The organism is Bordetella genomosp. 8, from assembly GCF_002119685.1.
Classification (GTDB): domain Bacteria; phylum Pseudomonadota; class Gammaproteobacteria; order Burkholderiales; family Burkholderiaceae_B; genus Bordetella_C.
The window spans coordinates 2873099-2886681 of sequence record NZ_CP021108.1; the positions used below are offsets into that span (position 1 = coordinate 2873099).

Annotated in this window: 12 protein-coding genes; 6 read left to right on the top strand and 6 right to left on the bottom strand. The window is 67.5% G+C overall.

Annotation, left to right across the window (positions count from 1 at the left end):
• Window positions 1-19 precede the first annotated feature (19 nt).
• The gene (locus CAL12_RS13105) at window positions 20-1039 is read left to right on the top strand and encodes an alcohol dehydrogenase (RefSeq protein ID WP_086064842.1); all 1020 of its coding nucleotides are present in this window, start codon (window positions 20-22) and stop codon (window positions 1037-1039) included.
• Here CAL12_RS13105 and CAL12_RS28280 read toward each other — a convergent pair whose 3' ends face one another.
• The 6 genes from CAL12_RS28280 to CAL12_RS13135 form a co-directional block, all read right to left on the bottom strand.
• Window positions 1040-1522: a hypothetical protein gene (locus CAL12_RS28280; protein WP_086064843.1), complete on the bottom strand. Its 483-nt coding sequence runs from the start codon at window positions 1520-1522 to the stop codon at window positions 1040-1042.
• 86 nt (window positions 1523-1608) lie between these two features.
• The gene (locus CAL12_RS13115) at window positions 1609-1887 is read right to left on the bottom strand and encodes a peptidylprolyl isomerase (protein WP_066636060.1); all 279 of its coding nucleotides are present in this window, start codon (window positions 1885-1887) and stop codon (window positions 1609-1611) included.
• A gap of 93 nt (window positions 1888-1980) precedes the next feature.
• Window positions 1981-3006: an amidohydrolase family protein gene (locus CAL12_RS13120; protein WP_086064844.1), complete on the bottom strand. Its 1026-nt coding sequence runs from the start codon at window positions 3004-3006 to the stop codon at window positions 1981-1983.
• A gap of 260 nt (window positions 3007-3266) precedes the next feature.
• Window positions 3267-4244 (bottom strand): tripartite tricarboxylate transporter substrate binding protein, encoded by a 978-nt coding sequence (locus CAL12_RS13125; RefSeq protein WP_086064845.1) that lies wholly within the window; start codon window positions 4242-4244, stop codon window positions 3267-3269.
• Window positions 4245-4433: 189 nt separating this feature from the next.
• Window positions 4434-5414 carry a Bug family tripartite tricarboxylate transporter substrate binding protein gene (locus tag CAL12_RS13130; RefSeq protein WP_086064846.1) on the bottom strand — a complete coding sequence of 327 codons (981 nt, stop codon included), beginning with the start codon at window positions 5412-5414 and terminating at the stop codon, window positions 4434-4436.
• Window positions 5415-5623: 209 nt separating this feature from the next.
• Entirely contained in the window at window positions 5624-7417 is a 1794-nt protein-coding gene (locus CAL12_RS13135; protein ID WP_198298439.1) for a chloride channel protein, read from the bottom strand.
• 117 nt (window positions 7418-7534) lie between these two features.
• Here CAL12_RS13135 and CAL12_RS13140 point away from each other — a divergent pair, with 117 nt between their 5' ends.
• The 5 genes from CAL12_RS13140 to CAL12_RS13160 all read left to right on the top strand — a co-directional run bounded on the left by CAL12_RS13140 (window position 7535) and on the right by CAL12_RS13160 (window position 13567).
• Complete coding sequence (locus tag CAL12_RS13140; RefSeq protein ID WP_086064848.1) at window positions 7535-8308, top strand: DUF3348 domain-containing protein; 774 nt, start codon at window positions 7535-7537, stop codon at window positions 8306-8308.
• A complete protein-coding gene (locus tag CAL12_RS13145; protein ID WP_086064849.1) occupies window positions 8305-10860 on the top strand; it encodes a DUF802 domain-containing protein in 2556 nt (851 codons plus the stop codon). The genes CAL12_RS13140 and CAL12_RS13145 overlap by 4 nt, the downstream gene beginning before the upstream one ends.
• Entirely contained in the window at window positions 10857-11570 is a 714-nt protein-coding gene (locus CAL12_RS13150) for an OmpA family protein (RefSeq protein WP_086064850.1), read from the top strand. Before CAL12_RS13145 ends, CAL12_RS13150 begins: the two co-directional genes overlap by 4 nt.
• Window positions 11563-12282 (top strand): DUF2894 domain-containing protein, encoded by a 720-nt coding sequence (locus tag CAL12_RS13155; RefSeq protein ID WP_232464795.1) that lies wholly within the window; start codon window positions 11563-11565, stop codon window positions 12280-12282. Before CAL12_RS13150 ends, CAL12_RS13155 begins: the two co-directional genes overlap by 8 nt.
• 154 nt (window positions 12283-12436) lie before the next feature.
• On the top strand, window positions 12437-13567 hold the full coding sequence (locus tag CAL12_RS13160) for an SMP-30/gluconolactonase/LRE family protein (protein ID WP_086064852.1): 1131 nt from the start codon (window positions 12437-12439) through the stop codon (window positions 13565-13567).
• Window positions 13568-13583 lie beyond the last annotated feature (16 nt).

Genomic DNA, 13583 nt, shown 5'->3' on the forward strand with positions numbered 1-13583 from the left:
TCAGGTCCAGGAGAAAACGATGCGCAAGATGAAGGCGGTGCAGGTAGCGAAAGCCCATGGTCCTCTGGAAGTCGTCGAGCGCGACGTGCCGGAACCGCCCGCGGGCCATGTGCTGATCAAGGTGCAGGCATGCGGGATATGCCACAGCGATTCGTTCACGAAAGAGGGGTTGTGGCCGGGCTTGCAGTTTCCGCGCGTGCCGGGACACGAAATCGCGGGTGTGATCGATACGCTGGGCAGTGGCGTCCAGGATTGGCGGGTCGGCCAGCGTGTGGGCGTGGGTTGGCATGGCGGTCATTGCGGCCACTGCGACAGCTGCCGGCATGGCGATTTCGTGCTTTGCCAGACCGCGCTGGTGCCGGGCATCAGCTACGACGGCGGCTATGCGGACTACATGGTGGCGCCGCAGGAGGCCCTGGCGCGCATGCCCGACGATCTGTCGGACGTCGACGCCGCGCCGCTGCTCTGCGCTGGCATCACCACCTTCAATGCCTTGCGCAACAGCGGCGCGCGCGCCGGCGACGTCGCGGCGATCCTGGGCATCGGCGGGCTGGGCCATCTGGGCGTGCAGTTCGCGCGGCAGATGGGCTTCGTGACGGTCGCGATCGCGCGCGGCCAGGACAAGGCGCCCCTGGCGCTGCAGCTCGGGGCGCACCACTACATCGATAGCGAGGCCCAGGACGTCGGCGAAACGCTGCGCGGCCTGGGCGGGGCCAAGGTCGTCCTGGCGACGGTCACCAGCGGCAAGGCCATGAGCGCCGTGATGGGCGGCCTGGGGCGCAATGGCAAGCTGATCATGGTGGGCATTTCCCAGGAACCCGTGGAAGTGCCGGTGACGCAGTTCATCTCGGGCCGCAATTCGGTCCAGGGATGGCCGTCGGGCACGGCGGCGGATTCGCAGGAAACGCTGGCCTTCAGCGCCATGTCCGGCGTCAAGCCGATGATCGAGGAGTATCCCCTGTCGCGCGCCGCCGAAGCCTACGATCGGATGATGAGCGGCAAGGCGCGCTTCAGGGTGGTGCTGACGCCCGGCAGCTGATCAGGCGGGTGTAGGCCGGGCCTTGCCGCGCATGTCGGCGGCGGGCCGCGGGAAGCCGCTGCGATCGGTGTAGTCCGGGTAATCGACGCCGCGGCGGCCGGGCGGCCGACGATACGCGTTGGCGGCGTACACATCGACGGCGGTGACCGTGGCCAGGTTGGCCAGCGTCGCGCCGGTGCGCAACATCGTCGCGCGGCGGCTCCTGTCGCCGGTGACGGTGGCCATATCCAACAGGTCGCCGCCGACCCGCGCCCAGAGCCAGGGCGCGGCGTCCTGCGATTTCAGGATACCGGCGCCGGTGGCGATTTCGCGCAAGCCGTAAAGCCGTACCAGCGTGGGATGTTGCCTGACGCCGCAGAGCCGGGCGATGGTCCTGGGCATGGCCAGTTCGGCGATGCCCAATGCGATGCTGAACCATCCGAGGCCATTGGCCAATCGGCCATGCGCGGAGGCGGTGGGTCTGGAATGCGTGGTGTGGTCCATGGATGCTCCCTGTCGGTAGGTCGCATCAACCAGCAAAGACCGTTCCGCCGGCCGTCGTGACGCGGCGGCCGGCGGTCGTGCGGCGCTTAGCGGCGGTCGGTGACTTCGACCAGGTGGTAGCCGAACTGGGTCTTGACAGGGCCTTGCACGACATTGACGGGCGCGCTGAACACGACCTCGTCGAATTCGCGCACCATCTGGCCAGGACCGAAGGTGCCCAGGTTGCCGCCGTCGCGGCCAGAGGGGCACTGGGAATGTTCACGCGCGACTTGCGCGAAATCGGCGCCGCCTTCGATGGCGGTCTTCAGTTCATTGCATTGCTGTTCCGTGGGAACCAGAATGTGGCGGGCAGTGGCTTGGGCCATGTGATCGATCTCCTGTGGTCAAGGTGAACTCGACAGCGTAACCCAATCGGCCGCGCCATGCCGTGACGCGTTGAAATCCACTGCCACCCGCGCTCAATGTCCGCGCGCCTTCAACTGCGCATCGAGTCGCGTGTAGACGCGGCGGGCATTGCCTTCGAAGATCTTGAAGCGCGCTTCGGGCGTGATGTCGGCCGCCGACACATAGCGGCGCGTGTCGTCGAAATAGTGCCCCGTTTCCGGATCGATACCGCGTACCGCGCCGATCATCTCGCTGGCGAAGAGGATGTTGTCGATGGGAATGACCCGCGTCAGCAGGTCGATGCCGGGCTGATGGTAGACGCAGGTATCGAAGAAGATATTGTTCAGCAGATGATCCTGCAGCAGGGGCTTCTTCAGCGCCTGCGCCAGGCCGCGGAAGCGTCCCCAGTGATAGGGCACCGCGCCGCCGCCGTGGGGAATGACCAGCTTCAGTGTGGGGAAGTCGCTGAACAGATCGGAGTCCAGGCATTGCATGAATGCCGTCGTGTCCGCGTTCAGGTAGTGCGCCCCCGTGGTATGGAAGCAGGCGTTGCAGCTCTGGCTGACGTGCACCATGGCCGGCACGTCGTACTCGACCAGCTTTTCGTACAGCGGATACCAGTAGCGGTCGCTCAGCGGCGGGCTGGTCCAATGGCCGCCCGAGGGGTCCGGGTTCAGGTTGACCGCGACGTTGCCGTACTCCTCCACGCAGCGCTTCAGTTCAGGCAGGCAGGTCGCGACGTCCACACCCGGGCTCTGCGGCAGCATGGCGGCCGGCACGAAATGCTCGGGGAACAGCGAGGCAACGCGGAAGCACATTTCGTTGCAGATCGCCGCCCACGTCGAGGACACCTGGAAATCGCCGATGTGATGCGCCATGAAGCTGGCGCGCGGGCTGAACACGGTGATGTCGTGGCCGCGTTCCTTCATGATGCGCAACTGGTTGGACTCGATCGCCTCGCGCAATTCGTCATCGCCGATATGCAGCTCCGACGCCTTGGGCGCCGGCGTGCCGTCGTTGATCGAAGCGATCTGGCGCTTGCGCCATGCTTCCAGGGCGGGCGGGGCGGTGGTGAAGTGTCCGTGGCAATCGATGATCATGGCGCATCCGGTGTAACGCCCGCGCTGCGGCGGGCTCGTGAAATCGTGCGGGGCTGTCTCACCCGCGAGCGTCGCGACCGTGGGCGATCGATCGTGGGCGAGCTATGGTGCGACTCGCGCGGCGCGTGCGTCAAATATATATTTCTGAGCGATTCCATATCGAAATCGAATAAATACCCAGCTGCGGCGCAACAAAAAGCCCAGGCCGGAGCCTGGGCTTGATGTACCTGGATGCGCGGCCGCGCGGGTGTTGCGCCGCGTCAGTCTTCCTGGCGCATGCCGGTGGCCTTGACCACGGCGCCTAGGCGCGCGCGCTCCTCGTCGCAGAACTTGACGAAGTCGGCGCGCGTGCCGCCGACGGGCTCGATGCCCAGTTCGGTCAGGCGCTTGACGTTGGCCGGATCCTTCATCGCGGCGTCCACCGCGCTGGCGACCTTGTCCAGGATGGCGTCAGGCGTGCCCTTGGGCGCGTGCACGCCGGCCCAGTGCGCGATCTTGATCTCGGGGAAGCCCTGTTCGGCGGCGGTGCTCAGTTCCGGATAGGCCTTGATGCGTTCGGACCAGGTGCAGGCCAGCGCTTTCAGCTTGCCGGAGCGGATCATGGGCAGAACGACGATGCTGGCTTCGGACGTGGCGTCGACCTGGTTGCCGATCACGGCGGTCACCGATTCGGAGCCGCTCTTGTACGGGATCAGGTCCAGCTTGGCGCCGTAGGTGGTGGCCAGGATGCCTTCCACGAAGTGCGGCGTGCTGCCGGTGCCGGCGGTGGCGAAATGCAGGCCATGGCCTTGCTTGGACGCTTCGACGAATTCCTTCAGGGTCGAATAGGGTGAGTTGGCGGGCGCCACCACGACGGACGGCGCCAGGCCCACCATGGCGACCGGTACCAGATCGCTGTCCTTGTAGTGGACCTTGCGAATCATGCTGTTCGAGATCACGCCGGCGGCGCTGATCAGGAAGGTATAGCCGTCGTTGTCGGCGCGCGCGACGTAATCGGTGCCGATGACCGCGCCGGCGCCCGGCTTGTTCTCGACCACGACCTGGGCGTTCAGGTTCTTGGCGATGCCTTCGGCCGCGGCGCGGCCCAGCAGGTCGTTGGCGCCGCCAGGCGCGAACGGCACGATGACGCGGATGGGCTTGGACGGCCACTTGTCGTCGGCGAATGCGATCTTGGGGGCCGCGGCGACGGCGGCCATGCCAAAGGCGGCCGTATTGAAACGGCGGCGAGAGATGTTCATTGATGTGCTCCTGGGGTAAAGCTTTTTAGTAGTTATGGTTTGTGGACGTGGTTCTTGGGACTTGGTGGGGACGTGTAATTTAACCGATTCAACGGCGCTTACGCGCCGCGCCGCAGCTGCGAAGCCGCGGCGCGATGCATGATCGAAGATGCTGTCGTGAACCTGTCAGCAAGCGCTCAGGCGAATGGATCAGGAGTCCTGCCGCATGCCTGTCGCCTTGACCACGGCGCCCAATCGCGCGCGCTCTTCGTCGCAGAACTTGACGAAGTCGGCGCGCGTGCCGCCCACCGGCTCGATGCCCAGTTCGGTCAGGCGCTTGACGTTGGCCGGGTCCTTCATGGCGTGGTCGACGCCGGCGGCGATCTTGTCGAGGATGGCATCGGGCGTGCCCTTGGGCGCGTGCACGCCGGCCCAGTGCGCGATCTTGATCTTGGGAAAGCCCTGTTCGGCCGCGGTGGACAGCTCCGGATAGGCCTGGATGCGTTCGGACCAGGTGCAGGCCAGGGCCTTGAGCTTGCCGGCGCGGATCATGGGCAGCACGACAATGCTGGCTTCCGACGTGGCGTCCACCTGGCCGCCTATCACCGCCGACACGGATTCCGATCCGCTCTTGTACGGCACCAGATCGAGCTTGGCGCCGTAGTCGGTGGTCAGGATGCCTTCGACGAAGTGCGGCGTGCTGCCGGTGCCCGCCGTCGAAAAATGCAGGCCGCCGTGGCTTTTCTTCGATGCTTCGACGAAGTCCTTCAGATTGGCGTACGGCGAGCTGGCCGGCGTGATGATGACCGAAGGCGCCAGCCCGACCATGGCGACGGGCACCAGGTCGCTGTCCTGGTATTGCACCTTGCGGATCATGCTGTTGGAGATCACGCCGGCGCCGCTGATCAGGAAGGTGTAGCCGTCGTTGTCGGCGCGCGCGACGTAGTCGGTGCCGATGACGGCGCCGGCGCCGGGCTTGTTCTCCACGACGACGCTGGTCTTCAGGTATTGCGCGATGCCTTCCGCCGCGGCTCGCCCGAGCAGGTCATTGGCGCCGCCCGCGGCGAAGGGCACGATGATGCGGATCGGCTTGGACGGCCATTTGTCCTGCGCGAAAGCGATCCTGGGCGCAACGGCGATGCTGGCAAGGCCAAGCGCGGCCGCGTTCAGGCGGCGTCGCACGATATCCATGTTTTGTCTCCGGTCGGTCGTTGTTATGCGTGGCGCCGTGCGGATGTGCCGCCTTCGTGGCCCGCGCTGTGGATGCAGCGTGGCTATTATCCGCGCGATGCGAGCGCGCGGGAATCCCCGCGCCGGCCCACGGGCCGCCGCCAGCGGTCGCCTCGAACGACGATCGCCGTCCCGATGGTGTTCCGCCCGATGTTGCGGCACAGCACCGGTCAATGCGCGGGAGGCCGCGTCGGCCTCTGGCGCCACAGCGTATGCAGGGGCGTGCGGCGCAAGGTCTCGAAGCGCTCTTCCTCTTCGGAAAACGCCAGCGATGGCTTGACCAGATCGCTGCGGCTGATCAGGCCGACCAGGCGTCGCGATGCGGCGTCGGCGACGACCGGCACCCGTTCCAGGCCATGGACGGCCAGTCGGTTGGCCACGGTGCGGCAGGTTTCGCCGGGCAGCGCCATGATGGGCACGTTGGCGCCGAACAGGTCGGCCATCCTGTGCGCCGTCGGATCGGCCAGGCCTTGCAGCAGCGCGCCGCGGTCGATCATGCCGAGCAGGGCGCCCGCGCGCACCACGGGATAGGCACGGTGCGTCTGCCCTGCGCCGAAATAGCCGTCCAGCGCGACGCGCGGGGATACGTCGGCATCGATGGTGCGCACGTCGGCCGTCATCACTTCCTGGACGAAGTGGCGCTCCAGCGGATCGATGCCGTATTCCCGGTAGATGTGGTATCCACGCCGGGCAATTTTTTCCGTCAGAATCGAACGGCGCATGACCAGCACCGTGAAACCGTAGGCGCAGGCGGATGCGGTCAGCAGTGGGAGCAGGGCATTGATGTCGTGTGTCAGCTCGAAGGCGAACAGTACGGCCATGATAGGCGCGCGCATCATGCCGCCCAGCGTCGCCGCCATGAATATCATGGGCCAGAGCCCGGGCTGGCCGCCCGGCATGTACGGGCCGAGTATCGCGCCGGCCGCCGCGCCCATCATGAGCAGGGGTGCCAGGACGCCGCCCGAGGTGCCCGACGCCAGCGAGATGACCCAGATGACGGCCTTGACCAGGATCAAGCCGGCCACGGCGCCCACGGCCAGGTGGTTGTGCAGCAGGTCCCCGATGACGTCATAGCCCACGCCCAGGGCGCGCGGTTGGAAATACCCGCCGATGCCGATCGCCAGGCCGCCCAGCGCCGGCCACCACATCCAATGCAGCGGCAGCTTCATGAACAGGTCTTCCATCCTGTAGAGCGACGTGGACAGGCCCCAGGACAAAGCGCCCGCGACCACGCCCGCGATGGCGCAGGCAACCAGGCCACTCGGCCCGAGCACGTCGGTCTGCAGGGGGAACAGCGCGCCGCCTTCCAGGACCAGCGGCCGCAAGAAGCCGGCCACCGTGCACGCGACCGCGACCGGCAGGAAGCTGCGTGGCCGCAGTTCGAACAGCAGAAGCTCCACCGCCAGCATCACCGCCGCGATCGGCGTGCCGAAGACGGCCGTCATGCCCGCCGTCGCGCCGGCCACCAGCAGGGTCTTGCGTTCGGCGCTGCTCAGGTGGAAATGCTGGGCGATGAGCGAGCCGATGGCGCCGCCCGTCATGATGATGGGCCCTTCCGCGCCGAACGGGCCGCCGCTGCCGATCGCGATCGCCGAGGACAGGGGCTTGAGCACGGCCACCTTGGGCGACATGCGGCTCTTGCCGAAAAGGATGGCTTCGATCGCTTCCGGAATACCGTGGCCGCGGATCTTCTCCGTGCCATAGCGGGCGATCAGCCCGATGATCAGGCCGCCGAGGGCGGGGACGACGATGACCCACAGGCCCAGGGTGCTGTCCGCGGGGGAGCGCGCGTCGAAGGACAGCCTCTGGAAGAAGAACAGGTTGGTGAAGAAGCCGATCAGCCGCAGCAGGGCATAGGCCGTCAGGGTACTGAGTATGCCGATGACGGCGGCGACCGCCGCGATGCCCAGCAAGCGCGCGCTGGCGGCGAAATCGCCCTTGTTCGTGTCGGGGGGCAGGTTCATACGAACGTCATTCCGGAAAGCCATGCTGAAGGATGGCGAAAGTATATCGTAGCACGATGTATTTACAGGGCTGGCGTGTAGGCGCCGTGTAAACTGCCGGATTTTTGATTCGGCGGTATGGATCCAGCACACCGGCGCGCAGGCCTGAGCGGCCCGACCCTGGTTCGCCTGCTTGCCCGCCTGACGGACATCGATGTTACGGAACCCAGGCAGTCCCTGGCCGACCGGCTCAGCCTCTGGCTGGGCTGGACGGACGCGATCGCCCTGTCCGCGGTGCTGAACAGCAATCCGCCGGCGGCGGATCGCCAGCCCGACAGCGCGGAAGAAGAGGAGTGTGCCCGGGTGCGCAACGCGTTGACCAACGCCATCACGGAAAAGAACCGCGCACCCAGGGCGGCGGACAGCCATTCCAGGACTCGCGCCGCCGCGGCCGAGCGTGGACGGGCGCCCGCGGCGCCGGTCGACTACGGCCTTTACCGGCAGCGCTATCTTTCCCTGCAACAGGCCATGGAAACCGGCATCGGCAACCTGCGCACGCGCCTGCGCGGCATGATGGCCGGCCGCACGCCGGCCATGACCCAATTGGCGGCCGTCGACGCCATCATGGAAAAAGCCCTGGGCGCGCGTGAACACAATGCCCTGGCGGCGGTGCCGGGCCTGCTGGAAGGCTATTTCCACCGCTTGCGCCGCGCCGAAGCCGCCGCCCTGGCCGAGGCGGAGGATGCCGGCAATCCGCCGCCGGCCGCCGCCGGCGCGTGGCTGGATGTATTTCGCCAGGACATGCGCGCGATCCTGCTCGCCGAACTGGATATTCGTTTCAAGCCTGTCGAAGGCCTGCTGGCGGCGCTGCGCGATCCGCGCGGCGGCCGCGCTGAACCCGGGATGTCATGACCAGAATTCTCTCTATCGCTGCTTTCGTCTTGGGCCTGGCCGTCGTGGGCTGGGTGGGCGCCGGCTACATCGGTTCGAATCCCCTGGCGCTGGCGGTGACCGCCACGATTGCGGTGGTGTTCCTGGGCGCTTGCTTGGAGCTGCGCCGCTATCACGTGGCGACGGGCACGCTGTCACGCGCGCTGGCCGGCCTGTCGGCGCCGCCGGCCACGCTGGCGGGCTGGCTGGACACGCTGCACCCGGCCTTGCGCGGGCCGGTACGCCTGCGGGTCGAAGGCGACCGCGTGGCGCTGCCTGGACCGGCGCTCACGCCTTACCTGGTGGGCCTGCTCGTATTGCTGGGCATGCTGGGCACGTTCCTGGGCATGGTGGCCACGCTGCGCGGCACCGGCATCGCGCTGGAAAGCGCGACCGACCTGCAGGCCATCCGGGCGTCGCTGGCGGCGCCGGTGAAGGGGCTGGGCTTCGCCTTCGGCACCTCCGTCGCCGGCGTGGCGGCCTCGGCCGCGCTGGGCTTGCTGTCGGCGTTGTGCCGGCGCGAGCGCATCCTGGCCGGACAGCGGCTGGACATGGGCATCGCTACGGTGCTGCGCGAACACACGGCCGCCCATCGGCGCGACGAGACCTTCCGACTGCTGCAACGCCAGGCCGAGGCGATGCCCGTGCTGGTGGACCGACTGCAGACCATGATGGCGGGCATGGAACAGCGCAATCAGTCGTTGAACGAGCAACTGGCCAACGGCATGTCGGCCATGGAGCGGCAGCATGCCGCCATGGGCGAACGCCTGGCCACCGGGCAGGCGGCGCTCGACCAGCGGCTGGCCTCGGGGCAGGATGCGCTGAATGCAAGGCTGGGTGCCGGGCAGGAGGCCTTCCACGAGAAGACGGAAGCCGCCTACGCGCGACTGGCCGCGTCCGTGGAACACACATTGAAGGAAAGCGCCGCCGAAGGCGCCCGCCTGGCGGGCGCGGCCCTGCAGCCGGTCGTGGAAGCGACCATGGCCGGCCTGGCCCGCGAAACGGCGGCCCTGCGCGATTCCGTCGCGCAGGCTGTCAGGCAGCAGCACGAATCGATCGAACAGGCCGTGCAGCGGCAGCACGCATCCTTCACCCAGGCCGTTGAGCGGCAGCATGCATCCATCACCGAGGCGGTGGAACGGCAGCACGCGTCCATCAGCGAGGCGGTGGAACGGCAGCATGCATCCATTACCCAGGCGGTCGAACGCCAGCACGACGCCATTACCGAGGCCGCCCGGCAACAGCACGACACCGTGGCCCAGGCCACGCTGGCGCAGCGGGAGACCATCGCCGAGGCCCTGCAGCGTCAGCAAGACACGGTTGCCGATGCCGTGCGGCAGCAGCTGGACGGAGTGTCCACCCGTTTCGAGACCACCGCGGCCGCACTGGAGCAGCTGTGGAACCAGGCGTTGAGCCAGCACAGGCAAACCAATGCCGCGCTGGCCGAAGACCTGCGCGGGACGCTGGACCGCTACGCCGGCACGTTCGAGCAGCGCTCGGCAAGCCTGGTGGCGGCCGTCTCCGGCCGTCTGGACGCCGTCACCGCGGACATGTCGCGCGCCTGGACGGACGCGCTGGCCTTGCAGCAGGAAGCCGGCGGCGAACTGGCGACGCGCAACCAGCAGGCGCTGACCGCGGCCGCCGCGGCCTTCGAGCAGCATTCCGCGGCGCTGCTGGCGCAATTGCTGGGGAGCTTCGAACAGCAATCCGTGGCCTTGTTGCAGGCGGTCGAGCAGACCCACGACAAGCAGCGGCTGGCGCTGGAAGCGCGCGACCGCGAAAGGCTGGATGCCTGGACCGGCACGCTTTCGTCGATCGCGGGCGACATGCGCACGCAATGGCGCGAGACCGGCGACCAGACCACGGCACGCCAGCAGGAAATCTGCGACACGCTGTCGCGCACCGCGCGCGAGATCACCGAGCATACGCAATCGCATGCCCGTGACACCATCGCCGAGATCGAGCGCCTGGTGCAGGCCGCCGCGGAGGCGCCGCGCGCGGCCGCCGACGTGGTCGCCGAGCTGCGCCAGAAGCTGTCCGACAGCATGGTCCGCGACAACGCCATGCTGGAAGAACGCAGCCGCCTGCTGGAAACGCTGGGCACCTTGCTGGACGCCGTCAACCGCGCGTCCACCGAACAGCGCGAGGCCGTGGAAGCCCTGGTGGGCACGTCCGCCGACCTGCTGGCGCGCGTCGGCGGCCAGTTCACCGATACGCTGGAAGCGGAAACCGCCAAGTTGGCGGAAGCCGCAAGCCTGGTTTCCGGCAGCGTGGTCGAAGTGGCCAGCATGGGCGACGCCTTTGGCGCGGCCGTACAGGCCTATGGGCAGTCCAACGAAAAGCTGATGGAACATCTGCAGCGCATCGAAGGGGCCCTGGAAAAATCCATCGCCCGCAGCGACGAGCAGCTCGCGTATTACGTGGCGCAGGCACGCGAGGCGATCGACCTGAGCGTGATGTCGCAGAAGCAGATCATCGAGGAGCTGCAGCAGTTCGCCGAGCAGCGCACATCGGCTGGTAGCGAAGCGGCATGAACCACGACATCGACGGCGGCATGGAGGTGACGGTCCCGACCTGGGCCGTGTTTGGCGATTTGATGTCGGCCGCCCTGGGCGCCTTCGTTCTCATCCTGGTCGGCGTGGTCGGCCTGCAATTGCAGCTTTCGGCCAAACTCGACGAGGAGGTCAAGCAGCGGCAGGCCGAGACGCAGCGGCGCCAGACGCTGGAGCAGGCGCTGGCCGTGCCGCTGGCGACCGGACGCATCACGCTGGTCAACGGCCGCATCGGCATCAGCGGGAATGTGCTGTTCGCCTTGAATTCGGACCAGTTGCAGCCCGAGGGGCGCGAGGTGCTGAAGAGCCTGGCCCAGCCCTTGACCGATTACCTGCGCACGCGCGATGAGGTGCTGATGGTGAGCGGGTTCACCGACAACCAGCAGGTGCGCGGCAACAATCGCGGATTTGCCGACAATTGGGAGCTTTCCGCGCAACGGGCGCTGACCGTGACGCGGGCCCTGATCGACGCCGGGGTGGCGCCGGAGTCCGTCTTCGCGGCGGCCTTCGGGGCGGAGCACCCGGTGGCGTCGAACGCCGACGCCGATGGCCGCGCCAAGAACCGCCGCGTGGAAATCGCGCCAGTGCCACGGCAGGCGGGGCAGGAGCGCGCGCCGCAAACCGCACCGCAAACCGCACCGCAAACGGCGCCGCCGGCCGCGACGGGCGCCCAGGGGCCGGGCGGTGAATAAGGAGGCGCAAAGCGGCGCCGCGATGGCTGGCGCGCTCGATGCGCTGGCGGCGTGGCGCGAGCAGGGCGCCGACCGGCTGGACCCGACGCGGTTTCGCATCATCGAAGCCCTGGCGCGTCGCGCCGCTGCCCAGGGCGGGGCCGCGCGCGCCGTGCTGGAAGAAAGGCTGGCGCAACGGGTGCAGGCGTATCAACGGGACATCGACGCGGCTCGCGTGCGTTCCGCCGAAAGCCAGCCGGACGGCGCGCAGCCGACGGCGACGCAGGAACCTGCAAATCCGCTCTCGGCCTTCATCCGCGATTTGCAGGCGGCCGCCGCCAGGCCGGCTCCCTCGGCCGCGCCGGTTGCCTCGGCTCACGAGGCGGCGCCGGCGGACGCCGCCGCGCCGTTCGCGGCCGCAACCAGCTATCCCGAACTCGCATTGCTGGATTTCTTCCGCGACACCTGGGGCCGCTACAAGACCCGCCGGCAACTGAAGCAGTCCGAAGAGCGCGTGCCGGAGAACGCCGGCCCGCTGAACTCCAGCCTGCTGGTGCACCGCACCCTGTCGCTGATGCGCGAGGTTTCTCCCGAATACCTGCATCAATTCCTTTCCTACGTCGACGCGCTCGCATGGGTCGAGCAGGCCACCAGCGTCGATCTCCTGACCGACAAGGACCGGCCCAGAGGCGGTGCCAGGAAATCCACCCGCGCCCCTCGATCCTCGAGCTAGTCCTTCAGGCTAGTCATAAGTAGTTACGACATTCGGTTATCGCGGTCCGCCGTTTGCTAGAGCAGCCATCGGCAAGGCCAACGCGCCCGTCGCGCGGCCACCGTCATCTTTCAAGCCGGCGCGTTGCCAGCGCGTCGATTCAAGGAGAATCCGAATGCCATTGGCCAAATCCCTGACCGCCATGGGCCGCCTCGCCACGGCCTGCCTTGCGCTCGCCATCATCCAGGGTTGCGCGAGCCGTCCCGAAAGCAATGAGCCGCTGGTGCCTACCTTCCAGAGCCAGCGTGTGCTGAACGGCGTCACCACCACGCCGGAAGGCAGGGTGTTCGTCAGCTACCCGCAAGCCGACGGCAAGGGCATGCAGGTCGCCGAACTGGACGCGCAAGGCCAGCCTTATCCTTTCCCGGACGCCAGCTGGAACACCCCGCAGAATTGGGCGCCCGGTACGGTGGGATCGGGTTATGTACAGGTGAACTCGCTGCGTACCGGTCCCGATGGCAAGCTCTGGATCCTGGACGCCGGCGCGCCGGGAATGGGCCAGCAGGCGGTCAAGGGCGGCGCGCGGCTGTTCCGCTTCGATCCGCAGACCCGCCAACTGCTGCAGACCTACGACCTGGCGGCCGCCGTCTATCCGTACAGCTACATCGACGACGTCCGCTTCAACGGACGCTACGCCTATCTGACCGATGCCGGCGCGCCCGGATTGATCGTGCTCGATCTGCAAACCGGGGCAGTGCGCCGCGTGCTGGACAACAACAATGCCACCACCGCCATGCGGCAACTGCGCGCCGATGGCCATGCCGTGCTGGATACCAAGGGACAGCCGGTGCGCGTCCATGCCGACCAGTTGGAAGTGTCGCCGGACGGGCAGTGGCTGTACTTCCAGCCGGCTTCCGGCCCCATGGCGCGGATCGCCACGCGCTGGCTGAACGATCCGGCGGTGTCGGAAAAGGAAATCGAGTCGCGGGTCGAGCTGGGGTGGGCTGACACGCCCAGCACCGGCGGCACGGCAATCGATGCCCAGGGCAATCTGTACACCACGGACACCGACAAGCATCGCATCCTGCGGATCAGCCCCGAGGGCAAGATTTCCACCGTGATCCAGGACGACCGCCTGGTCTGGGGCGATGCGCTGTGGATCGATCGCCAGGGCTACCTGTGGATTCCAGCGTCGCAACTGAGCCGTACGCCGGGGTTCAATGGCGGTCGCATGGAGGTGCAGTACCCGGTGTGGATCTATCGGCTGCAGATCCATGCGGCGCCGAGCCCCCTGGACCATCCGTGAACCTAAAGCAGCTTAT